The organism is Nostoc sp. (assembly GCF_036917395.1).
Lineage (GTDB): Bacteria > Cyanobacteriota > Cyanobacteriia > Cyanobacteriales > Nostocaceae > Nostoc.
This window is the reverse complement of sequence record NZ_JBALDI010000043.1, coordinates 36,152-59,034: the sequence shown is the minus strand read 5'-3', so window position 1 is coordinate 59,034 and position 22,883 is coordinate 36,152. Positions and strand designations below refer to the sequence as shown.

General features: G+C 42.8%; 24 protein-coding genes. 14 read left to right on the top strand and 10 right to left on the bottom strand.

The window, feature by feature from the left end; all coding sequences use genetic code 11:
* Nucleotides 1–972: 972 nt before the first annotated feature.
* The 6 genes from V7K46_RS15660 (at nt 973) to V7K46_RS15635 (ending at nt 8,565) form a co-directional block, all read left to right on the top strand.
* On the top strand, nt 973–1,473 hold the full coding sequence (locus V7K46_RS15660; RefSeq protein WP_335114602.1) for a fatty acid hydroxylase: 501 nt from the start codon (nt 973–975) through the stop codon (nt 1,471–1,473).
* A gap of 402 nt (nt 1,474–1,875) precedes the next feature.
* Entirely contained in the window at nt 1,876–2,301 is a 426-nt protein-coding gene (locus tag V7K46_RS15655; RefSeq protein WP_335114600.1) for a hypothetical protein, read from the top strand.
* Complete coding sequence (locus tag V7K46_RS15650) at nt 2,288–4,297, top strand: ATP-binding protein (protein ID WP_335114598.1); 2,010 nt, start codon at nt 2,288–2,290, stop codon at nt 4,295–4,297. Before V7K46_RS15655 ends, V7K46_RS15650 begins: the two co-directional genes overlap by 14 nt.
* Before the next feature lie 13 nt (nt 4,298–4,310).
* The gene (locus V7K46_RS15645; RefSeq protein ID WP_335114596.1) at nt 4,311–7,679 is read left to right on the top strand and encodes a PAS domain S-box protein; all 3,369 of its coding nucleotides are present in this window, start codon (nt 4,311–4,313) and stop codon (nt 7,677–7,679) included.
* Between the two features lie 90 nt (nt 7,680–7,769).
* Entirely contained in the window at nt 7,770–8,147 is a 378-nt protein-coding gene (locus V7K46_RS15640; RefSeq protein ID WP_335114594.1) for a response regulator transcription factor, read from the top strand.
* Between the two features lie 187 nt (nt 8,148–8,334).
* On the top strand, nt 8,335–8,565 hold the full coding sequence (locus V7K46_RS15635) for an SDR family NAD(P)-dependent oxidoreductase (RefSeq protein WP_335114592.1): 231 nt from the start codon (nt 8,335–8,337) through the stop codon (nt 8,563–8,565).
* On the opposite strand, the gene V7K46_RS15630 is transcribed toward V7K46_RS15635, so the two are convergent.
* Complete coding sequence (locus tag V7K46_RS15630; RefSeq protein ID WP_335114590.1) at nt 8,551–9,015, bottom strand: hypothetical protein; 465 nt, start codon at nt 9,013–9,015, stop codon at nt 8,551–8,553. The two genes, V7K46_RS15635 and V7K46_RS15630, sit on opposite strands and share 15 nt — an antisense overlap.
* A 673-nt stretch (nt 9,016–9,688) precedes the next feature.
* On the opposite strand from V7K46_RS15630, the gene V7K46_RS15625 reads away from it, so the two are divergent.
* Nucleotides 9,689–10,783, top strand: coding sequence for a phosphotransacetylase family protein (locus V7K46_RS15625; protein ID WP_335114588.1), 1,095 nt, complete (start codon nt 9,689–9,691; stop codon nt 10,781–10,783).
* A gap of 41 nt (nt 10,784–10,824) precedes the next feature.
* Here the strand turns inward: V7K46_RS15625 and V7K46_RS15620 are convergent, their stop codons facing one another.
* Nucleotides 10,825–11,103: a monooxygenase family protein gene (locus V7K46_RS15620; protein ID WP_335114586.1), complete on the bottom strand. Its 279-nt coding sequence runs from the start codon at nt 11,101–11,103 to the stop codon at nt 10,825–10,827.
* A 94-nt stretch (nt 11,104–11,197) separates the two neighbouring features.
* On the opposite strand from V7K46_RS15620, the gene V7K46_RS15615 reads away from it, so the two are divergent.
* The 4 genes from V7K46_RS15615 (at nt 11,198) to V7K46_RS15600 (ending at nt 13,157) form a co-directional block, all read left to right on the top strand.
* Nucleotides 11,198–11,449 carry a hypothetical protein gene (locus V7K46_RS15615; protein WP_335114584.1) on the top strand — a complete coding sequence of 84 codons (252 nt, stop codon included), beginning with the start codon at nt 11,198–11,200 and terminating at the stop codon, nt 11,447–11,449.
* A gap of 81 nt (nt 11,450–11,530) precedes the next feature.
* Nucleotides 11,531–12,034, top strand: coding sequence for a DNA recombination-mediator protein A (locus tag V7K46_RS15610; protein ID WP_334976739.1), 504 nt, complete (start codon nt 11,531–11,533; stop codon nt 12,032–12,034).
* A gap of 101 nt (nt 12,035–12,135) precedes the next feature.
* Complete coding sequence (locus tag V7K46_RS15605; RefSeq protein ID WP_335114582.1) at nt 12,136–12,534, top strand: MAPEG family protein; 399 nt, start codon at nt 12,136–12,138, stop codon at nt 12,532–12,534.
* Nucleotides 12,535–12,665: 131 nt separating this feature from the next.
* Nucleotides 12,666–13,157, top strand: coding sequence for a YajQ family cyclic di-GMP-binding protein (locus V7K46_RS15600; RefSeq protein ID WP_273767944.1), 492 nt, complete (start codon nt 12,666–12,668; stop codon nt 13,155–13,157).
* 532 nt (nt 13,158–13,689) lie between these two features.
* On the opposite strand, the gene V7K46_RS15595 is transcribed toward V7K46_RS15600, so the two are convergent.
* Nucleotides 13,690–14,247, bottom strand: a complete 558-nt coding sequence (locus V7K46_RS15595) for a glutathione S-transferase family protein (RefSeq protein WP_335114580.1) — start codon at nt 14,245–14,247, stop codon at nt 13,690–13,692.
* Between the two features lie 6 nt (nt 14,248–14,253).
* A complete protein-coding gene (locus tag V7K46_RS15590) occupies nt 14,254–14,718 on the bottom strand; it encodes a hypothetical protein (RefSeq protein ID WP_292738383.1) in 465 nt (154 codons plus the stop codon).
* Nucleotides 14,719–15,136: 418 nt separating this feature from the next.
* Between V7K46_RS15590 and V7K46_RS15585 the strand changes: the two genes are divergently transcribed.
* Nucleotides 15,137–15,856 carry a tetratricopeptide repeat protein gene (locus V7K46_RS15585; RefSeq protein WP_335114578.1) on the top strand — a complete coding sequence of 240 codons (720 nt, stop codon included), beginning with the start codon at nt 15,137–15,139 and terminating at the stop codon, nt 15,854–15,856.
* Nucleotides 15,857–16,104: 248 nt separating this feature from the next.
* Here the strand turns inward: V7K46_RS15585 and V7K46_RS15580 are convergent, their stop codons facing one another.
* Both V7K46_RS15580 and psaM read right to left on the bottom strand, forming a co-directional pair.
* Nucleotides 16,105–16,515, bottom strand: a complete 411-nt coding sequence (locus V7K46_RS15580; RefSeq protein WP_335114576.1) for a hypothetical protein — start codon at nt 16,513–16,515, stop codon at nt 16,105–16,107.
* 253 nt (nt 16,516–16,768) lie between these two features.
* Nucleotides 16,769–16,858, bottom strand: coding sequence for a photosystem I reaction center subunit XII (gene psaM, locus V7K46_RS15575; RefSeq protein ID WP_040630342.1), 90 nt, complete (start codon nt 16,856–16,858; stop codon nt 16,769–16,771).
* Nucleotides 16,859–17,085: 227 nt separating this feature from the next.
* Here psaM and V7K46_RS15570 point away from each other — a divergent pair, with 227 nt between their 5' ends.
* The gene (locus V7K46_RS15570) at nt 17,086–18,357 is read left to right on the top strand and encodes an FGGY-family carbohydrate kinase (protein ID WP_335114574.1); all 1,272 of its coding nucleotides are present in this window, start codon (nt 17,086–17,088) and stop codon (nt 18,355–18,357) included.
* Nucleotides 18,358–18,398: 41 nt separating this feature from the next.
* Here V7K46_RS15570 and V7K46_RS15565 read toward each other — a convergent pair whose 3' ends face one another.
* A complete protein-coding gene (locus tag V7K46_RS15565) occupies nt 18,399–18,728 on the bottom strand; it encodes a hypothetical protein (protein ID WP_335114572.1) in 330 nt (109 codons plus the stop codon).
* A gap of 648 nt (nt 18,729–19,376) precedes the next feature.
* Between V7K46_RS15565 and V7K46_RS15560 the strand changes: the two genes are divergently transcribed.
* Nucleotides 19,377–20,117: a dienelactone hydrolase family protein gene (locus V7K46_RS15560; RefSeq protein ID WP_335114571.1), complete on the top strand. Its 741-nt coding sequence runs from the start codon at nt 19,377–19,379 to the stop codon at nt 20,115–20,117.
* Nucleotides 20,118–20,126: 9 nt separating this feature from the next.
* On the opposite strand, the gene V7K46_RS15555 is transcribed toward V7K46_RS15560, so the two are convergent.
* The 3 genes from V7K46_RS15555 to V7K46_RS15545 form a co-directional block, all read right to left on the bottom strand.
* A complete protein-coding gene (locus tag V7K46_RS15555) occupies nt 20,127–21,104 on the bottom strand; it encodes an N-acetylglucosamine kinase (protein ID WP_335114569.1) in 978 nt (325 codons plus the stop codon).
* 15 nt (nt 21,105–21,119) lie between these two features.
* On the bottom strand, nt 21,120–22,382 hold the full coding sequence (locus V7K46_RS15550; RefSeq protein WP_335114567.1) for an MFS transporter: 1,263 nt from the start codon (nt 22,380–22,382) through the stop codon (nt 21,120–21,122).
* A gap of 72 nt (nt 22,383–22,454) precedes the next feature.
* Complete coding sequence (locus V7K46_RS15545) at nt 22,455–22,877, bottom strand: GxxExxY protein (RefSeq protein WP_335114565.1); 423 nt, start codon at nt 22,875–22,877, stop codon at nt 22,455–22,457.
* Between the last annotated feature and the right edge of the window lie 6 nt (nt 22,878–22,883).

The window sequence follows — 22,883 nt, the reverse complement described above, 5'->3', positions numbered from 1 at the left end:
CCTTCCCAACTGGAAAGTAACCTAAATTTAGGATGTAACAACATACCTTTTTAATAGGACACGTTGTAAATAAATATTGCAGTTGTGCTTTAATTATTTACTAACTTATCCATAAATGATATTGAAAGAATCAAGATTTGGTACTCTATAATCCAATACGCTTGGGTTAATGATAATCGTCTTTGGAAACTCCCCCTAACCCACGCTACTTGCTTCTCCTAAGGGAGATGCTTTTGCTAGCAAGATCCCCGTAGGGGTACAAGTCGGGAAAGCCGATGCCACTTGCTTTAAGCCTACATAGAATTGGTATAAGTTTAAATTGAAAGGTTGAGACGGGGACACGGGTAAATATTCATTTTCCGCGTCACTGTGTCTTCGTCTGATTGCATCGCTCCCTACCCATGCTCTATTGATTGATAGTCTACTATTATGGCATCTAGTTAATTCTAGATGCTCAAAATTTTGCCGCTTTTCAATTTAATTATAAACGCGCTTTCTTCACCTCGATAATCCTGATTACTTTGGCATAATACCTATTAATATCGTTCTGATTAGATTCCTAATTGCAGCTTAATTGTAATTAATTTAGAATTAACAATCTTGAAGAAAGTCTTAACCTAAATTTGTACTAACTTTAACTCAATCTTTGCTTACACTGTATGCCTTAGTAAGAAGATTGTGTAGTAACTATGGCAAAGTACTGTATCTATATCGATTTTTACATGTATTGCTACCATTAACCGAGAGCTAGAAGTCAAGTTAGAGGTTATTAGGAGTTGCTGTTGACTGCATGAAGGATCGGAGATTCATTGAAACTGCAACTGACCCGATTACATCTACTCTGAGCCAAATTAACTGGAGCGTAGACCCATGAAACGCACAGTTACTTTGCATAGTACAAAACAGGTGTCTACGCCGACAGCATGACATTTGCATATTTTCTGTGGAGTTTTACTTACTTGAGGAGTACAAATGCTTGAGGCTATCGCTGTTGCTTGGTTATTACTGCTTTTTGGCGATTTTCTATCTACATTCTTTTATCATATACCCGAGCACGTTTTTGGTAGCCTTCATTTAAAAACGCACCACTCCTGGAAGAAAGACTTCCGCCACTACGCTATTTTGACTTTTAATCCCCAGGTTCTTTTAGATGGTATCTTGGGAGCTTTGCCTTATGTACTCATAGCAGTAGTCCTGTGGTCTTTCTCTCCCATTGGCGTTATCTCTGGATTACTACTTGGTCAGTTTCATGTATGGTGGAGACACATAAGTGTACTAGGTTGGCAAACTTCAAAGCCTGTAAATATTTTATGCCAAATTCTATTTATTACTACTCCTGAGAGACACTGGTTACACCATCACAAAACTAATTTGGGTTTCGGTGATATTTTCACCTTCTTTGAACAACCTGCACAAAGGTGGTTACGCTGGCTTCGGCTACTCAGACTTCGTTTTCGCTACTCTCGGATCTAACTGAAGCTACCGCTTACCTAAATACTTTTTAAAATTACCAAAAGCAGCTGCGATCGCAGCTGCTTTTTGTACACTATTTATGTTTTGTCAGAGAGGGGATTATTCCAGTCTCAGAAATGCGATCACCTACATACTCAAAAAAGCTGATTGCCAATTTAGGAGTAGTAGCAATAAGAAATATCAATTCACCATAGATTTAAATCTATGCTTTTCTCTAATTGTGAAAGCTTTATTTATAGTTTTTCTATAACTCATCAAAAAGTAAGCGAGTTACACGGACAGAAGGATGCCTCTGGTAAAGAGTTTAAAGGTATTTGCCGCTGCTTAACTTCAATGTTATACCGCCAATCTTTTTGGGAAAACTAGTCTTAATTAGTAAATTATTATATTGCCTAGATTTTTATGACAATTTCTCTCTTTTGGGGCGATGCTAGGCCTAGCTTGCTTTCCCGTTCGGCGAAGCCGTTCCCGAAGGGTAGGGTTACAGATAGCTACGCTAAGGCAACGGTTCGGATTCTCTGCTATGTGACCACCAAAGAGATTTACTCTAAGGGTGACACTAACCAATCCTTTATTGCCATCAAACAGTCTAGAGAAGAATTTACACGCGATTTCGCCGAAATCCTGAATCAGTTCTGCACTCAAGCCACGTCTTCAGAAAATCCAGGGTTTTATCAACAGACACCACTGCAACTAGTACAAAGTAAGAAAATGTCCGCTTTGGGAAACTTAGTGGCAGAGGTGGCAAATAAAATTAATAATCCGGTTGGTTTTATTGCTGGAAATTTGCAACCTGCTGCTTATGAGGTGTTTCATGTCGCCAGTTAGCCTCAGAAAGATTCTCAACAAAAAAGAGTTACCATCTCTTCTTCAGGGGTTAGTCTACCAGTTGAACATTGCGATTGATGTTGAACTGGTAGACGGCACGAAACTAATTAGCATTGGGAAGCAAACTGCGGAAAACAGATATCCAATCGAGGTGTCAGGAGAAATCATCGGTTGGGTTGTTGGGGGAGAACAGGCAACTCTACTTGCAACTTTGCTCTCCTTTTTAGCAAAGCAGGAAGCTGAGAAGAAAATACTCGCTAAAGAATTGCTAGAACGATACCAGGAAATTGATTTGTTTGAGGATATCTCGACTCAACTCACAACAAGTTTGGATACTCGACAGATTGCCCAACTCGTGCTTCAGGAATTGAGTCAATTAATTGAATCGTCTGCGGGGATGATTCTGCTTTTAAGTCCAGATGCAACTGCATTTGAAATCATTGCCGAATTTGGAGTGTTTTTTGACGACAGTCACCCGGAACCAGGTAAGGGAATTATTGGCAACATTGTGCAATCTAACCGAGCAGAACTCGTCAATGATGTGCAAGCCGATCCTCGATTAGAGGGGCAAAAAAACGTTAGTGCAATGATTTGTGTACCGTTACGAGCCAAGGAGCGGGTACTGGGAGCGATCGCCATTGGAACGCCCAAAACTGACTCATACAAGGCTGAACACCTCAAGCTTGTGAGTATCTTTGCCTCCCAAAGTGCGATCGCTATTGACAAAGCTGTGCTTTACGAACAAAGCACTCAAGCAGCCGTCCAGGCAAAAGCCCAGACACAGAGGCTTCAGCAAGCTCTCCATGAGTTGCAATTGGCCCAAACTCAGTTGATCCAAAGCGAAAAAATGTCCAGTCTAGGGCAACTCATTGCCGGAGTTGCCCACGAAATCAACAACCCGGTTAACTTTATTTGCGGCAATTTAAAATATGTTGCCGAATACGCCCAAGACTTGTTGCACCTGTTGGAAAAGTATCAGAAATTTCTACCTGTTGCTCCTCCAGAACTGGAATCAGAATTAGACAATATCGATCTGGAATTTATCATGCAGGATCTCCCTAAACTGCTGAATTCGATGAAGGTGGGCACTGATCGCATTGTGGAAATTGTGCAATCTCTGAAAAACTTCTCCCGCCATGACGAAGCCGAAATGAAAGCTGTCAACATCCACGATGGCATCGACGGAACGCTGATGATTCTTCACCATCGCTTGAAAGCAGATGTTCATCGTCCGGCAATTGAAATCGTTAAAGACTATGCAAAACTTCCCCTGATTGAATGCTACCCCGGACAGTTGAATCAGGTGTTTATGAACGTCTTGGCAAATGCCATTGATGCGCTGGAAGAGGGAATGGAGGACTCAGTATCCCCTCTGGGGATTAGCGATAAAGGGCAACGGGGAATAAAAAATGGGGAAATATCCGCCCCTACTCCCCGAATCATCATTCGTACTAAAGTCCTCGACCACCATTCGGTTGTGATTCGCATTGCCGACAACGGCCCAGGCATGAAGGAGGAGATAATCCACCGCATTTACGATCCCTTCTTCACCACAAAAGATGTTGGTAAGGGAACCGGGTTAGGCATGGCAATCAGCTACCAAATTGTTGTGGACAAACATCGGGGAATTCTCAAGTGTCGTTCTCAACCAGGTGAAGGGACAGAATTCTGGATTCAGATTCCGGTAAATTGTGCAATGGTGGACGCTACTGAAGAACAAAATAGCACCTCTAGCTCGCCAATCACAACCGAATCATCCCCCACTCCCGATGCCGACGGCTTCATTGCATCAACAGTTCCAATGCTCAAACCGACGGATTTGCTGATCTGCCACACTCAATTGATCCAGCGACTTTCACAGCACAGTCCAGAGGTGGAAGCTGCATCACCCGATCAAATTTACCAGATGTTCCAACGCCACCCAATTTCGTTAAAGCTTTACGCCACTTTGTTGTCTTGGTTCTGTTGTTCTAACCCTACCCAAATACGCCACTAAAGAAACCTCAACTATGTTTAACCAACTCGATGAATACAACAGTCAGCTATTTGAACAATGTCCTGTTGGGTTAGTACTATGCCGAACAGATGGGACACTAATTAATATTAACCCCGCCTATGCTGCCATTTTGGGGCGTACTGTTCCAGAAACCCTGAATCTCACGTACTCGCAAATTACTCCGGAAAACTATGCCGCCGAGCAAGCCCTGCTAGAGAACCTAGAACAGACTGGTCACTACGGGCCGGATGAGAAGGAGTTCATCCACAAAGACGGGCATCTAGTTCCGGTCAGGGTTTCTGGACTAATGATTGACAAGGATGGAGAGCGCCTAATATGGTCAAGTGTGGAAAACATTAGCGACCTCAGGCGGGTCCAGCAGGAACGTCAACACTCCGAAAAAATCTTGAAACGGAGCGAAGCCCGATACCGCTCTCTAATCAAAACTAACACACAAATTATCTGGGTCAGCACACCAGAAGGAATTTGCTTTGAATTGACAGACTGGATCGCCTACACAGGTCAAAGTCTAGCTGAAGCGGAAAATGGGGGCTGGATTGATGCTGTTCATCCCGACGATCGCGCCTACACCGGAGAAGCCTGGGGCATTGCCGTAGCAAACCTGAGCATGTATCAAATTGAATACCGAATTCGGGGCCAGGATGGCAATTATCGCTACTTTTGGGTCTGGGGTGCCCCCGTCATCGAAGATGATGGTAGCGTTCGGGAGTGGATTGGCACTTGTACCGATATTCATGATCGCAAGCTGGCAGAAGCCGAAAATCAGCGGCTTAAAGAACGATATCGTTCCTTAGTAACTGCTAGTTCACAGATCGTCTGGGCAGCTACTCCAGAAAGACTAGGAATAAGCAGTGAAATGCTCACCTGGATAGCCTATACGGGGCAGAGCGAAGCTGAAGTTGAGGGTTGGGGCTGGATTGATCCAATTCACCCCGATGACCGTGCCCGCTCCACAGAAGTTTGGAATGCTGCTGTGGCGAACCGAGGTATCTACCAAACCGAATATCGGCTGCGTGGCAAGGATGGCACATACCGCTACTTCTCTGTCTGTGGTGCCCCCGTCATCGAAGATGATGGCAGTATTCGGGAATGGATTGGCACTTGTACTGATATTCACGATCGCAGGCAGGCAGAAGCTGAAAATCAACGTTTATTGGATATGTTGAATCATTCTAGCGATGCGATCATCGTCCGCGACATGACCGAGAAAATCTTGTACTGGAATCAAGGTGCCGAAAGTCTTTACGGTTGGACACGTGAAGAAGTGAAAGGCCAATACATTCACGCATTTATTAAAAAAACCTTTCCAAAACCAAAACAAGAAATTATCGCAGAGTTATTAGAGCAAGGTAATTGGGAAGGAGAAGTACAACATCTCACCCATGATGGCAGCCTGATTACCGTCGAGAGCCGATGGACGTTACAACGGGACATCGACCGTCAGCCCTGCGCGGTGCTAGAAATTAATACCGACATCACTGGCCGCAAACAAGCAGAAATCGCTTTGCGGCAACTGAATCAAGAACTGGAAGCCAGAGTTGTAGAAAGGACAGCTGCCCTGCAAAATACCCTAGCAGAAGCGCAGGGATTAAATGCCATTTTAGATAACTTAGCAGATGGTCTGTTGGTGGCAGACACCGCAGGACAAATCACCCACTTCAATCCTGCCTTTTTAGGCATGTATGGATTGACAGCTACCGCCCTCAACGGTCACTACCGAGAACTGCCGATCTCTGGTTTAACAGACCTGGTTGCACGAACTCAGTCCCATCCCAAAGAGGTTTTCTCTGCCGAAGTTGCACTGACGAAGGAACGCATTGGTCAGGCTGTGGCGACCGCCATTTTCAAAAAGACGACAGACCAAGAACCTGCTGCCTGCTTCGGTTCGGCGCTGCTGATTCGGGATGTGACGGCAGAAAAGGAAATCGACCAGATGAAGACCGACTTTATCTCAACGGTTTCCCACGAGCTGCGGACGCCGCTGACTTCTGTTCTCGGTTTTGCATCGATCATTAAAGAAAAGCTAGAAACTGATGTGTTCCCAATAATTTCTACCGAAGACCGCAAGCTTCAGAAAACCATCAAGCGGGTGGGTGACAATCTCAACATTATTGTATCGGAAGCAGAACGGCTCACGTCTTTGATTAACGATGTCCTGGACATCGCCAAGATGGAAGCAGGTAAGGTGGAATGGCAGATGCAGCCTCTCGATCCCAGCGAATTACTCAATTGGGCAAGCAATTCCACCGCAGGGTTATTTGAAACCAATGGCTTGCAGTTGGTTTGCGAGATTGAACCTGGACTGCCTCAGATCGTAGGCGATCGCAACCGTCTGCTGCAAGTTTTAATCAACCTGATTTCCAATGCCGTTAAGTTTAGCGAATCTGGTTGTGTCACTTGCCGCGTCAAACAAGGAAACGACGGTGTTTGCATCAGTGTCATTGATACAGGCATTGGTATTGCACTTGAAGACCAGCCGAAAGTATTTGAGAAATTCCGCCAAGTAGGCGACACTCTCACCGACAAACCCAAAGGTACAGGGTTAGGACTGCCCATCTGTAAACAAATCGTCGATCATCATGGCGGTAGAATCTGGGTTGAGAGTGAACCAGGTAACGGCAGCATATTCTCGTTCATCATTCCCACCTACACCTGCGATCAAAAAACCACTGCTAATCTGAATCTGGATACGCTAGTCAAACAACTCAAAGAACACGTCATCACCAAAAACGCTGTGCTGAACCAAAACCGTAAAACCATCTTGGTTGTGGATGATGATGCCAACATTAGAGAACTGCTCCGTCAACAACTGGAAAACGAAGGCTACAATGTTCGGGAAGGGAAAGACGGTATGGATGCAATTCATCAAATCAAAATAGCCCGTCCCGATCTGATTCTCTTGGACGTGATGATGCCCCAAATCAACGGCTTCGACGTGGCAGCCGTTCTCAAAAATGATCCTCAGACCGCAGACATTCCGATCATTATTCTGTCAATTATTGAAAACAAGGAACGGGGCTACCATATTGGCATTGATCGCTATCTCACCAAGCCCATTGACACAGAGAAACTCCTCAACGAAATTGGCTCACTGCTTTACCAGGGCACTTCTAGTAAAAAGGTATTGGTTGTAGATAAAAATGCATCAGCCTTAAAAATCCTATCAGATGTACTACAAACTCAGGGATACAGCGTGATTGAAGCCTCGAATCCGCAAGAATGCATCCATAAAGCCTTGTCAGCCAAACCTGACATGATCATCATCGATTCTATGTTTTCTCAAGAAGCTGATTTGGTGAAAACTCTACGCTTTGAGAAGAAGTTGGAAAATGTATTTTTTATTATGCTCTCAGAACAGTAATTGCTGCTACTAGGGACTGGGAAAGAATTCTTCTAATCCCCAATGCCTAATTCCCAATGCCCAATGCCCAATTCCCAATCCCCAATCCTTATGACCCAGAAAATTCTGATTGTTGACGATGAACCCAATATCTTGATTTTGATGGAACAAGCCCTAGAAGCATTAGAAGATAAGGGTGTTGAACTTTTAACTGCTAGAAATGGAGAAGAAGCTCTCGAAACTATTAAAACTGAAAAACCAAACCTGGTTTTTCTGGATGTAATGATGCCTAAAATGAATGGTCTGCAAGTCTGCTATATTGTTAAACATGACCTGCAAATGACTGACATCTACATTGTGATATTGACAGCTAAGGGACAGGAATTTGATAAACAAAAAGGAATTGAGGTTGGTGCAGACTTATATCTAACGAAACCATTTCGCCCCAAAGAAGTACTTGAAAAATCAATGCAGGTATTGGGTTTTTGAGGAAATTGTGGAATGCTTTTCACTGCGATCACTTCCAGTCTGTCGGAAGCGATCGCTCACCTGCAATGAATGAAAGAAACAATCTTGAAGAGTGCCATTAACAGATACATTTATAAATATCCTGATAGTTAAAACCGAACCCTCAATAGTGTGACTGAGCCTGATTAAAAAATAAAAGGAGAAAATTATGGTTGCGACCCAACCTCAAAAAAGCTCAAATACTACCCAATTGCTGCGCGATCGCGTTGTTTTGATCACAGGCGCAAGTCGTGGCATTGGTGCAGCAACCGCCAAACTGCTAGGACAACATGGTGCTGCGGTTGGCGTAAATTACTATGGCAGTGAAAACTATTTAATTGACCCAGATTCAGGATTTTTGACTTACGCTGGGTCTTTTCTGCAATCAATACAATTCTAAAATTTCTAATTCTGGTGATAGTGGAAAGCCAAACTTATCATGAAAATGAGGAAACTTGAGTAAAAATAGACACAAAGGTTTATTGTGATAAAAAGCTTTTAGCTTAAAGAAGCGAACATCAAAACCTTCCTTTTGTGCTTCTCTCGATTCAGAAAAGCTTCCCGGAAAAATTTCATCAAAATGAACTTCAAATTTCTTTGCCGTTTCTAAGAAAGGTTTGCCAATCAATTTAGCACCATTATCATAAGCAGGGTTAGGTATTGCTCTCCTGTACTCACTTTCGTCGAATCCAGCCCTTAAAATAAATTCAAAAAATCCGTTAAGTATCTTGAGGTTGTCACTTGTATTAAAGTCTTGCCAACCTTTAACCAAACTATCTTGAAGTTCAAAAAAAATGTTAAGTATAAATTGGGTTTCTACAGAATTTAATTCAGTGGTAGATAGTTTCATCTTTTTAAGTGTTGTTTATTCACAAAAATCTACTTCACTTCAATATCATGAAAGTGAATAATTCAAAACGTTATTGCAATCTCAATTAAAAAAATTGAGGCCGCCTAGTCAAACTAGAATCTAGGTTTTTAAAATCCCTCTACTTCAGCACGTCATGCGAAGTAATTATTATCAACAGGTTTTTTATTTGGGGATAATGCAATCCTCAAAGCTGACTAAATTTCCTTTAAAGCCTGTAGGATTTATGAAGCTATGTGCCAGACACCTGTGTATTTATACTGCCATATAAGTTTCATATAAGTCAACCAAATTAATAATAAATTTAAAAATTACTGAATATTACTATTGACAAGTTTATATTCATCTATAATTCATATTTATAAAAGCAATTTTCTGCTCAAAATACGGATAACACAAATATCTTCCTTCTGTCCCAGCCCCGATCTTCTACAAATAGTTGGGCAGGGAGCAGGGGGCAGCAGGGGGAAAATTCCTCTCCACTGCACCCTTTCTCCCACCCATAGAGTCTCTTCAGCACTTGCTCCTGCTTGTTCAATTAAAAGGTAATTCTGGGAAACCTTAACTTGTGAGAGCGAGAGCTTTTGCCAGAAGGAACTAGAATTAGGAAACACCTAGCTGGGTTCTTCTGACTTTTGAAATTAGGAGTGCATGTGTGCCAAAATCCCCTAAATATTTGCTGATTGGATCAACCGAGACTTACAGCGGTAAATCTGCAACTGTTCTGGGTTTGTCTCATCAGCTACAGCAAAAAGGACTGGATATTACCTACGGTAAACCGCTCGGTACGTGTTTGAATTTGTCTAGTGGAACCGTAATTGAGGAAGATGTTCAGTTCATCGCTCTTAGCCTCAATTTGCCGGAAAACCGTGTTGCACCTACAATGCTGGCTTTGGATGAACTAAATGTGCAAAAGCGCTTGCGGGGGGAAGACAAAACCGATTATCAACAGTCCCTAATACAGCAATATTTCCAAATGTCCCAAGGAGATTTGGTGTTACTGGAGGGGCCTGGTGATTTGTCAGAAGGCAATTTGTTTGACTTGTCTTTGCTGCAAATGGCTGAAGTATTGGATGCTGCTGTGCTGTTAGTAACCCGCTATAAATCGTTGCTTTCGGTTGAGGCGCTATTGGCTGCTAAAGGGCGTGTGGGCGATCGCTTGATTGGAGTTGTGATCAATGATATCCCACTCACCCAACTAGAAGCGGTTGACACTCTCTTGCGCCCATTTTTGGAACAGCAGGGGATTCCGGTGCTAGCAATGCTGCCCAACAACGATTTGCTCCGCAGTGTCAGTGTTGGCGAACTAGTTAAGCAGTTAAAGGCTGATGTTCTCTGTCGCAACGATCGCCTAGATTTGTTGGTGGAAAGTCTGGCAATTGGAGCGATGAATGTCAACTCCGCTGTGAAGTATTTCCGCAAACGCCGGAATATGGCAGTGGTAACAGGAGGCGATCGTGTAGAAATTCAGCAAGCTGCTTTGGAAACTTCTACCCAATGTTTAATTCTCACCGGGCAACTACCACCCCCGCGGTTCATTCTCAGTCGCGCTGAAGAACTAGAAATCCCTATTTTATCTGTTGACTTAGATACCCTGACCACTGTAGAAATTGTTGACCGCACTTTCGGGCAAGTCCGCCTCCACGAGCCGATTAAAGTTCAGTGCATTCGCCAGTTAATGTCAGAGCATTTTGACATTGACCGCCTGTTATCTAAACTGGGTTTAACTCCGGCAGCGGCATTGTCTTAGGTTGATCAACCTAAACAATTAAGAGCATCTATGCTCAGTTATCACTTAGGAGGGTGTATTGCTGGTGAGGGTACAGCTGGTTCGCCGTCACCTCCCAGGCGACGGCGTGCTGTCTCTTTCCGCCCCATAGCTGGGACGTGCTTAGTTGCAGCAGCTAATCCAAACATAGGCATATTACCGTAAACCGCCTCATATCTTCCCGGTTCTATTAAATAAGTTTCGTGCCAAATGCCGACACTGCCATCAGCACCAATGGCTTGATTAAACCTTTGCCAAGCTTTTAGATGTGCATCAGCGGGATTTCTGGCAAAACGCTCCAAATCCTCGAACGATCACCAATACTGAATCAATCCTGCGCCTCGCCAGTAAACAAAAGTTTCTCCTCCTTGTGAACCCACACCGATTAAAGATGATTTGCTTGTTAAAATTTTTGCTGGGCATATTGCTTCTAACCAGATGATTTTGGCAGAGCTAGAGCGTCACCAAAAAGCCCACTTAAAAAAATTATCTACGTATAAGGATTTAGAACAAGAATGCTTTCAGAATCCGCAAGAACTCCCAGAATCAGCAAAATTTCAGTATTTGACTCTCCTGAATGGCATCACTTATGAAACACATTGGCTGGCTTGGTGTGACCAAGTAATCCAAACAATCGAAAAATTGTAGCAAAGTCTAACTCAGGTTCGCCTCGCACCTACACGCTGTTTGGTAAAATATCTGGGTCGTTTAATCGGATTATGTCCATCTTTGAGCCAATCAACAGACCTTATTAACCTCGATACATTAGCGCAAGAACTGGCAACAATCCAGCAAACGGGTTCTAAAAGAATTGCCTTGCTGGGTTCTCGTCACGTCCCGATTACGCATCAGAATCTTATTGAAATGATGACATATGCCCTAGTTTTATCGGGTAATCGCATCATTACTTCTGGTGCTACAGGTACAAATTCAGCTGCCATCAAGGGAGCAACGCGGGCTGATGCGAATTTATTGACCGTGATTCTACCCCAAAGCCTGGAACGCCAGCCTTTGGAATCGCGCCAGCAACTAGAACAGGTAATGCATCTAGTGGAAAATTCCAGTAATGATAATCTGTCTCTTGCTGAAGCTAGTTACCTGTGCAACAAGGAAATTGTCTCTCGTTGCCAGCAACTGATCTGCTTTGCATTTCACGACAGTGGCACCCTGTTGCAAACTTGTCAAGATGCAGAAGAACAAAGAAAAGTAGTGACCCTCTTCTACTTTGATTAGTCATTTGTCATTTGTCTTTTGTCATTTGTCCTTTATATTTGACTAATGACTGATGACTGATGACTGATGACTGATGACTAATAACCAATAACTAATAAGTAATGATAATTTTTTTGTACTCGATCGCTGCTGCTGCCGTTCTGATTTACGTGCCATTTTTGGTGGTAGCTTATGCCCGTGCGCGGATTGGGTATGAAATGTTTTCTACTCCTCGTGCTATGTTTGAGAAACTGCCACCATACGCCCAACGAGCTACTTGGGCACATCAGAACACCTTTGAAGCGTTTATGGTGTTTGCGGCAGCTGCATTGATGGCATACGTAACTGGTGTAAATTCAACTAAGGCACAACTGGCTGCGATCGCCTTTGTGGTGGCCCGTTTGCTATACTCAATTTTTTATATTTTGAATATACCCCTTTTGCGATCGCTGATGTTTGGCATTGGCATCCTTAGCTCTAGCGCTCTTTTTTTCTTAAGTATCATCCAAACTAGTAATTAATTAGGGAGTGGGGAGTGGGGAGATGAGGGAGATGAAGGAACAGGGGGAGCAGGAGGATAACTTGCAACAAGTCTTTCTTCTTGTCCCCAATTCCCAATCCAAAATCCAAAATCTAAAATCCAAAATGTTTTATGGCTTCTACTTTTTCCTTTGACATTGTGAGCGACTTTGACCGACAAGAGTTGGTTAACGCTGTCGATCAAGTTATCCGAGACATTAAAGGTCGTTACGACCTCAAAGACACTCAAACTACTGTCGAGTTAGTCGAAGAAAGCATTAACGTTAGTACTGATAGCGAGTTTACCTTAGATTCTGTACACACCATCCTGCGGGAAAAAGCCGCCAAGCGTAACCTCTCCCAGAAAATCTTTGATTTTGGCAAAGTTGAATCAGCTAGTGGTAATCGCGTCCGTCAAGAAATCAAACTCAAAAAAGGCATAAGTCAAGAAATCGCCAAACAAATTTCTAAATTGATTCGCGACGAATTTAAAAAGGTACAAGCTTCAATCCAAGGCGATGTTGTGCGGGTTTCTGCCAAATCTAAAGATGACTTACAAGTAGTCATGCAGCGGCTGAAACAAGAAGACTATCCGGTGGCTTTGCAATTTACAAATTATCGTTAAAAGATTTGTATGGTGGGCAATGCCTATCCAAACTAAGTTTTTTGAAGATTTTTATGTTTGGATATAATACACGGTAGCTAACTTAACGCTAAAAGGGCGGTTAGAAACCGCGTCTACACGAGGCTTTACCCGCCTGCACAGGAGGGTAAAAAACCTTAATTTTCTACTTAGCCCACCTCCGTAGGCTTTGTTTGTGTAGCCGCGAATTCCATGAGACTGTTGGCGCAATAGGGGGTCTAACCCATCAGCCCCAATCCATCTGAAATTTCTGGAATTTTAGTATGTTGAAACGCACTTTAGCTATTAGCCCACAAATTATTGCAGGGCGGGAAAGCAACGCAAAGCTAAAGTTTTAGGGGTGGGGGGTTAAACCCCTTGTCAATTGACCAACAGTCTCATTCCATTCGCCGAGGCTTAAAGTACTTCCAGTTAAAAAAACATCCCATCTCCAGGGCGCAAGGCCAAGATCCCCTACAAATGTACAAATAATTTTGGATAATTTATTTTTTGTCAGTCCCTAAGTTGACTACAATCAAGCCCCTTTGCCAATACTTTTTTGAAATGCCGGACGCTCAGATAACTCCTTCATATAGTTCAACACCGCTGGGTAGGAGGTGAGGTCTAGCTTTAGCATGATGGGAATGTAATTCAGAATAGACCCCACTGCCACATCAGCAACGGTGAACTCATTACCCAGCAGAAAAGGTTGCTTACTGAAAATTTCATTTAATGGAGTCAACAAGCGGGGCATTTCCCGCTCCCGACTTGCTTCGACAAAAATTCCTGGCCCAAGGGTAGCATTGGCAAACAACACCCATTGGGAAAATACAGCACGTTCCTCTGCTGAAACTGAGGTTTTACCGTATTTATCGGCAAGATACAGCAAAATTGCCCCAGATTCCCAAAGTTTAAAATCCCCGTCAACAATTGCTGGAACTTTACCAATTGGGTTAATTGCCAAATATTCAGGCTGGAGGTGAACACCTGCCTGCATATCGAGCTTGATAAATTCGTAAGGAACTTTTATTTCCTCTAAATACCAGTGAACAATTGAGGCTCGACTCCTAGCACCGCCGTAAAGTTTTAGCATAATTACTTAAAGAACTTTGTGAGTGTGAGAATGCTGTTTAACGTTGTCTTCTTTAGTGACAACTCTAGCGGCATTTAACACCCGCTTGCGCTCAATGGAATACTTAAATTCAGTGTAATTTGTACCTAAGGGAATCAGGGATTTTGCAGATTCACGACGCTTGTAGGTACGAGCTGCTGCAAATGCCCGTGGCACAAATTCCTCTCCAAACTGAGCCGACTCTGGGAAGCCATCTGGCAGCAGTTGTGAATCGCCATCCAGCACAGATCCCAAAGTTGTTGCATGAGCCAGCTTATAGGAGGTAGGGATGCCCTTTAAAAGCGCTTCCAAAGCCGCGGAGGGAATCGGTTCTATAACTTCGATTTGATAAACTTCTCCATCTTCTTTGACGAAGCAGGTTGCCAAGCCGATAACAATATAATCATCGGTTGCTAAATCAGGGGCATTGGGATAGGAAATTGCAGTTGTCATCGGAAAATTTCTCAAAACTTAAAAATTGAATCCAGAGGATGGGGCATTGGACATTGGGCATTGGGCATTGGGTATTAATTGTTCTCCCCCAGATTCCCCTTCTCCCTTATCCTGCTCATCCCCTCTTTGATGAACGGCTTGTTGGCATTCTACCAATTTGTCGCTCTCACTACTTGACTAGTCTTTGAGATTAACATCTGCTATTTCTGGAATTTAACTTCGGGATCAAGTATCCATGATTAGGTTTGAGGAGCAATTGTTTAGGGCGTAAATTTCTCTTATGCGGCTAAGTTAAGTTCTCTCTTTAGATAGCTTTAATGTAACCCTAAGTACCTTAAAAATAGACACAGTGGTAAAACCACTAGCGGTAAAAAACTATAATTTTATTTCCAGAAGCATTGATTTAATGTATAAAAAGATGAATACTCACTCATTTTTAGCTGACGATGACCAGCAAAGTAAGCAATACAAATATGTTCTAAATAATACAAATAAAGTTCAAGAGCAGAGGATGAACGATCGCAGCGAATCTACTTTAGGGGATAGCTACTTACGCTCTTGTGCTTTGAAGTCGGCTCAACAAGGAGATTATAGTGAGGCGATCGCACTTTTAAGCCAACTAATTTCCCGCCATCCACACAATGCTGTTGATTACAATAACCGGGGGCTAATTTATTTCCAAAGTGGTAAAAGGCAAAAAGCGCTTTCCGACTATAATACTGCCCTCAAAATCAATCCCAATTTGGCTAGTGCTTATAATAATCGGGCAAATTACTACGCTGCTTGTGGAGAATTAGCAGCAGCACTTGCCGACTACGATCAAGCGATTAATTTTAATCCTCGCCATGTCCGGGCGTGGATTAACCGAGGCATTACCTGGCGTGACTTGGGGCAATATGAGGAGGCAATTGAGAATTTTGAGGTAGCACTGCTTTTGGGTCAACTAGAAGGTCATATCTGGGCTGAACGCGGCAGGACTTACCATCTTTGGGGCGACTGGAATTGTGCGATCGCTGATTATCGTCGCGCCCTCACTCAACTGCCCTCTATCGACAACACTAAGGATATTACTGGTTGTCGCTTGCGTTTACAACTCGAAAATTGGCTAAACGAGTTGCTATCTGAATCAGCGTCCTAATTGGTAGATGAGTTCTTTTTGCAAATTCAATATTCAAAAAGTAAATTCTTCATTTTGAATTTTGAATTTTGAATTTTGAATTGGAGCGGAGCGACGCTGTATCGCTAATGACTAATATATGATAACTACATAGCTATTCAAAAATTAGCTATTAACCATTATTTATTAGCAATAATATAAATTAACACCCGGTTTATACGTAGCCTGAATCACAAGAAACCTGAATAATCCCAAATTTGCGATTTGTCTTAGGGTGATGACTCTGTTTGTTCATCTTCTTGGCGATCCTGATTCATTAACACGACCCGACGCTGGCTGGGATCAAATCGGTATCCTTGTTCTTGCATAATAGTTTTAGTTTGCTGAGGATCGAAGTTACGGCCAAATTTCGCCTGCAAACCATTCACATGTCCTTCCATCAGCTTGACTTCAGTACTAATTTCTCGCAACTTTTCTTGCTGTAACCAATGATAAGGCAAAAGTTGTGCTAATGCAGATGCTGCAATGGCTGTAACTGCAAGATTAACCGCTATTTTGGCTGTGCTTTCCAGTGCCATCACCTGGTAAGAACGTTGACGTAGATGCCGTTTTGGTCGAGGAACAGCCCGGCGTTTTTGTATAGGTTGTGACGGTGGTCTGGAGGGTTGAATCGCGTTCATGATGCTAAAAAATAACCTCGCTGAATGAAGGGAAGCACTGTAAAAGCGTTCTGGCGCTAATTACTGCTTGATTTAGCTGTCATATTACTTCATTTTTTTGAAATAACTACAAGTGTTGCACCAGTTAAAAAACAACCTGGCTTACGTAAGTGCCAGTTTCCTAGCTATTTATGGCATAAAGCCACAAGAAGAAAGGAAATTGCACCCCGTACTGCCAGGATTATTAGCTTTTTAACTGTGTCACATCGGAGTGTTATTTGTAAAGTTCTGTGGCTAATCGCCAAGCTAGAACTCCTGGGATCAGCGCCACAACTAGAGCGATGTAGACTTGAGTATCTGAGATGGAAGATATCTGAGCGATGTACAGAGTATCTAAGATAGGCATGGCTGAAAACCTCCTAACCTGAATGGATTTTGAACAGTTCGTTTACTACTTTTCCTTGTTTTGCCAAGATTGGGGAATATCTTGTTACAAGATGCAACAAAAGCAGTTATTGGTCAGACAATTTTAGATTTTAGATTTTGGATTTTGGATTGACTCCACGGATAAATCCGGGATTGATAAAAAATATGAATTTGTATTTGGGTATCGACTTCGGTACATCTGGTGCCCGCGGTGTGGTGATTGACGAGGAAGCTTCTTATATCCAGGCTGAGGTGCGATATCCCTTCCAGGATTCACCAGCCCCTGTTATGCCAAAAATTTGGCAGCAAGCTTTATTTGCGCTGATGGAACAAATACCTGACCAATTGCGGCGAAAAATTAAAGCGATCGCAATTAATGGTACTTCTTCCACCGTCTTGCTGGTCGATGCTGTTGGCAATCCAACAGATGCACCATTGCTGTATAACGATGCGCGGGGATCATTGATGCTAGAGCATTTGAGGAGCATAGCACCCCCCAATCATACCGTGTTGAGTGCCACCTCCAGCCTCGCCAAACTTTTGTGGATGAGGCAGTTACCTTCTTTTAGCGAAGCTAGATATTTCCTGCATCAAGCAGATTGGCTGGCGTTTCTTCTACATGGTCAGTTGGGGATTAGCGATTACCATAATGCTTTAAAGCTGGGTTATGACGTGGAAGAGTTGAAATACCCAGAATGGCTAGAAAATTTGCAAATACCGATTCAGCTACCCAAAGTTTTAACTCCTGGGACTCCGATTGCAAAATTGCGTCCTGAAATTGCCGATAAGTTCGGTTTTTGCGGTGATTGTCAGGTGTGTGCAGGTACAACTGATAGTATTGCCGCTTTTCTCGCCAGTGGGGCAAAATTACCTGGTGAAGCCGTGACTTCTCTGGGTTCAACATTGGTACTAAAGTTGTTAAGTCGTACCCGTGTAGAAGATGCGCGATATGGGATTTACAGCCATCGGTTGGGTGATTTGTGGCTGACTGGGGGTGCTTCTAATACTGGGGGTGCAGTACTTAAGCAATTTTTCACAAACGCTGAGTTACAAAGCCTTAGCCGGGAGATTGATGCTTCAATTGCCAGTGAGTTAGATTATTATCCATTATTGAAAGCAGGCGATCGCTTTCCTATTAATGATCCCAATCTACCCCCACGTTTGTCACCACGCCCAGATCATCCAGTGGAATTTTTGCATGGGTTGTTAGAAAGCATTGCCCGCATAGAAGCACGAGGGTATGAATTATTACAACAAATGGGTGCAGACAAGTTGACCCGTGTTTATACTGCTGGCGGTGGCGCAACGAATGATACTTGGACTGCAATTAGGGCGCGTTATTTGCAGGTTCCTGTAGTAGCGTCAGTATATACAGAAGCTGCTTACGGAACGGCGCTGTTGGCAATGGGGAAAGGAAGAAGGAGTGAGCAAGAGTAATTGTGTAACTATCTTTTCATAGGTATTTCGTAAATCAGTATCTATCCCAGTGACAATCTACATATCTCGGCCGATATTGGAATTATTAGATACCGGACTATAGATTCCAGGTTGATCATCTGGGCAGCTATTCGGGGATGGGTGCTTCGCAGCAAGCGAATGTCATCTGTCCCCTTTGTTATTTCGGCGAACTCATTTGTTATTTCGGCGAACTCATTTGTTATTTCGGCGGACTCATTTGTTATTTCGGCGAACTCATTTGTTATTTCGGCGAACTCATTTGTTATTTCGGCGAACTCATTTGTTATTTCGGCGAACTCATTTGTTATTTCGGCGAGTGCATTTGTTATTTCGGCGTCTCTATAACGCAATACGGTTCAGTTAAGGCTAAAACTCTTTGTCAAAGTCAGTTTTTTTAACGTAGACGCGGAGCGGCTTGCCGCAGACTACCGCAGAGGCGCAGAGGACACAGAGAGAAGAAAAAAATGCTTAACTGAACTGTATTGCTCCATAACGCACCCTACGAAACAACTAGAGGAGTTGAAACCTATGCTGGTCATACTTGTGTGTACACCGTAGTGCAAGGGAAGGGGAGTAAGATTCAAAGCCTCTCTCCTGAAAGGTTACAGTGTACACACAAGTCGAATTACCCCCCTTAGTCCCCCCTTGCAAAGGGGGGAAACAGGAAATCTAGTTCCCTCCCCTTTATAAGGGGAGGGTTAGGGTGGGGTGATTTGCAAACTGAAAACTCCTATTATTGCTTTGGCGTTACTGAATCAAGGGATGATTCTTGTAGGGTGGACAACATGAGCGCCCCGATATACAAGGAACGCTCATGTTGCCCGTCTCACAAAACTAAAAAAATCATCCCGCAAATATGCAACGCCATTGCTTTCTTTCATTGACAGTTAGTAGCCTATCCTGATGCTGGAAAAACTTCGGGTATTTTGTAGATGCGGATGAATGCCTGACGGCAGTAGCTACTTTAATCACAGCAAGCAGTACACGGAGATAAAAAAGTGCAAATCACTAAGCGCAATGTTGAGTTAAGAGTAGATGGCAGCTTAATGCGTGTTTATGTAGCGGCTCCCAAAGCAGCAGGAAAATATCCTGGTATTGTGTTCTACAGTGATATTTATCAGTTAGGTGAGCCAATGATTCGTCTAGCTAACTACTTAGCAGGATACGGCTATGTAGTAGCAGCCCCAGAAATTTTTCACCGAATTGAGCCAGTTGGTTTAGTAATTGAGCCAGACGATCTTGGACGAATGCGGGGTAATGACGATGCGCGTCGAACCTCGGTAGCTGATTATGATGCCGATTGCCTTGCTGTGATTGAATTTCTGAAAACAGAAAGTGCGGTTTCTCCAAATCAAATAGGGACTCTCGGCTTTTGTATTGGTGGACATTTAGCTTTCCGCGCCGCATTTCAAAGCGAAATTCGGGCTGCCGTTTGCTGTTACCCTACTGGTATTCCCAGTGGCAAACTGGGTAAGGAGGTAGCCGATACAATCGAGAGAGTAAGTGAAATTAAAGGCGAGATGCTAATGGTGTTTGGTACTCTTGACCCTCATATACCAGAGAGCGATCGCCAAACTATAATTAAAGCTCTTGAGAATGCTAACGTACCTCACCAAGTTTTCTTGTATGAAGCAGAGCATACATTCATGCGCGACGACGGTTATCGTTATGATTCTAGTGCTACCACCGCAGCTTGGTCTGAAATTGTAGCTTTTTTGGAGCGCATATTCGCAGACTGAAAACTCCTATTATTGCTTTCTTTGCGTCAATTTTGAAGTTGTCTGCAATGCTAACAAACCAGCACCATAAGCAGGCTCATACCTCGGAAAAATCACCTTTACTTCAGGAAACTTATTAACAAGAGATGCTGCAAATCTTTCATGGATCTTGCATCTACCGTGCCATAGACTTCCCGTTGTGACTACTTCTAAAACTGAGTCGGCAGTAAAAATTGCATCAATTACTGTAGATGTAGCTTTCACTAATTCTTTGACAGCATCATCAATGATGATATTCGCTACTATATCACCTGATGCTGCTGCAAAATCTACAATTGGTGCTAAAGCCGCTATCTGTTTCACTCCCCATTTTCGCCGATAGACTACTTCTATTAAATCTTCTATACTTTCCAAATCAAGATGCTGTTTGAAATCCTCTAGCAAACTTGTTGATATTTCCCGCCCATCATAAGATTTTAATGCTGCATTCATGCCAGCGATCGCAATTTTATAGGCGCTCCCTTCATCTCCTAAAATATACCCCCAGCCGCCGACTCGCTTAGTATGTCCTTGATGATTTCGCCCAAAAATTATCGAACCAGTACCTGCTGCAACCACAATTCCTACAGGCTGACCAATTCCACCAACTAAAGCAATTAAAGCATCGTTGCAAATTACAATATTCGCTGGCTGTAATGCCCAAGTAATAGGCAGATATTTGTTATCTTGTAACTCTTTAACTAAACCTTTTACTACTTCGATATCTGCTGCACGACCTATACCAGCTAAACCCAGACATATCGCCTCAATATTCACAGTATTTGTAATTCTTGCTGTTTCAAGCGCATTGTGAATTGCTGATTGAATAGATTCTAAAGTGGCTTCAATACCTATACTCTGATAATTAGATGAACCGGCTTCACCGCGACCTAGTACTTGACACAAATCATTCATTAGTATGCAAACAGTCTTGCTACCGCCGCCATCTATTCCCAAAACATAACTCATAATTCTGTGATAATGTTAATTATTCTGATGCTTTGGTTCTTTTAAAGGTATAAAAAATAGAGCAATCATCCCAGGAATGGTCAGCAAACAAACCAAAATAAAAAATAATGGATAACCAAAAGCTTTTTGCAGATAACCACTAATTAAACCTGGTAGCATCATTCCTAAAGCCATGATGCCAGTGGAAATAGCAAAATGAGAAGTTTTATATTCGCCTTGGCAAATATACATTAAATAAACACTAAAAGCTGTAAATCCAAACCCATACCCAAATTGCTCCAAAGAAACCAAGGGATACACTAATGTTAGTGAAGGTTTACTGTAAGCCATATACACATAAAATATATCAGGCAAGTTTAACGCCAAAGCCATAGGAAACAGACATTTTTTTAATCCATATTTAGAAATGAACAAACCTCCTAAAATTCCTCCACAAATCAGGGATATTACCCCAAATGTCCCGTAGACTAATCCGACATCTGATGTTGATAACCCTAAACCACCTACTTCTGGTTTGTCCAATAAAAATAAAGAGGCTATTTTGACAAGCATTGCTTCACCAAGTCTATAAAGTAAGATAAATGCTAAAATGGCTATAATCTTCTCTTGAGCAAAATATGAGCTAATGATTGACCAAAAGGGTATATTTTCCCTAGCTTGTATTTGTCGGCGATTATCTGATTCAGGTAAGGGTAAAATTAGGCGATGGAAAATAAATAGGATTGCTAAAATTAAAGCTGAGAAGCCAATAGCTATAGTCCAGCTTAAAGGAATGTTATTAAGAGATACTTCAAGCTGACCTGCTAAAACTACTAATATCCCAGAACCGAAGATAACAGCCATTCGATAAAACAGTGAGCGAATGCCAACAAAAAAGGCTTGTTGTTCTGGAGATAAAGCCAGCAGATAAAAGCCGTCTGTAGCAATATCATAAGTTGCAGAAATAAATGCTCCTATTGTTAATGTTGCAAGGGAGATGAAAAAGAAATTTGGCAGTTGTAAGGAGAAGGCTATCAAACTCAAACAGCAGAACATGGCAAATTGGGTATAAAGTATCCATTTGCGTTTGGTAGAGTAAATATCGACAATTGGGCCCCAAAACATTTTGATAACCCAGGGTAGATAGAGAAAGCTTGTCCATAAGGCGATTTGAGTATTATTTATTCCGAGTTTTTTGTAAAAGATTACGGAAACTGTGTTGATGATGACGTAAGGTATGCCGGAGGTGAAATATAGGGTGGGGATGAATGTCCAAGGGAAGGTTGTTTGATTTTTCATAGGTTTGGGGGACGTAGACACGAAGTGGCTTCCCGAAGGGTACCGCAGAGGCGCAGAGGGCGCAGAGAGAGATTAAGAGAGGATAATGCGTTTGATGCCGTCTTTGAGAAGGGGGACGTTAAAGTTGATGAGAAGGGCTAAGGGGTAATTAGTCATTTTAAGGTAGGAGAGGACTTGAGCTTCGTGGATTGGGGCTAAATTTTGGACAGCTTTTAATTCCACAATTAAACAATTGGCAACCAGAAAATCTAATCTCCCCTTGCCTACTTCATGTCCTTTGTAATTTACTATTACCCCCTTCTCAACCACATGAGGTATCCCACATCTGAAAAATTCTATAATTAGCGCCTCCTTATACACCTCCTCTAAAAACCCTGGCCCCAACACCCTATGCACCTCAATCGCCGCCCCAATCACCTCGCCCGTAAGCCGATTCATTTCTTCTCCTACCTCTCTTCCCTCCGCGTTCTCTGCGCCTCTGCGGTTCGTTTCCATATAAAC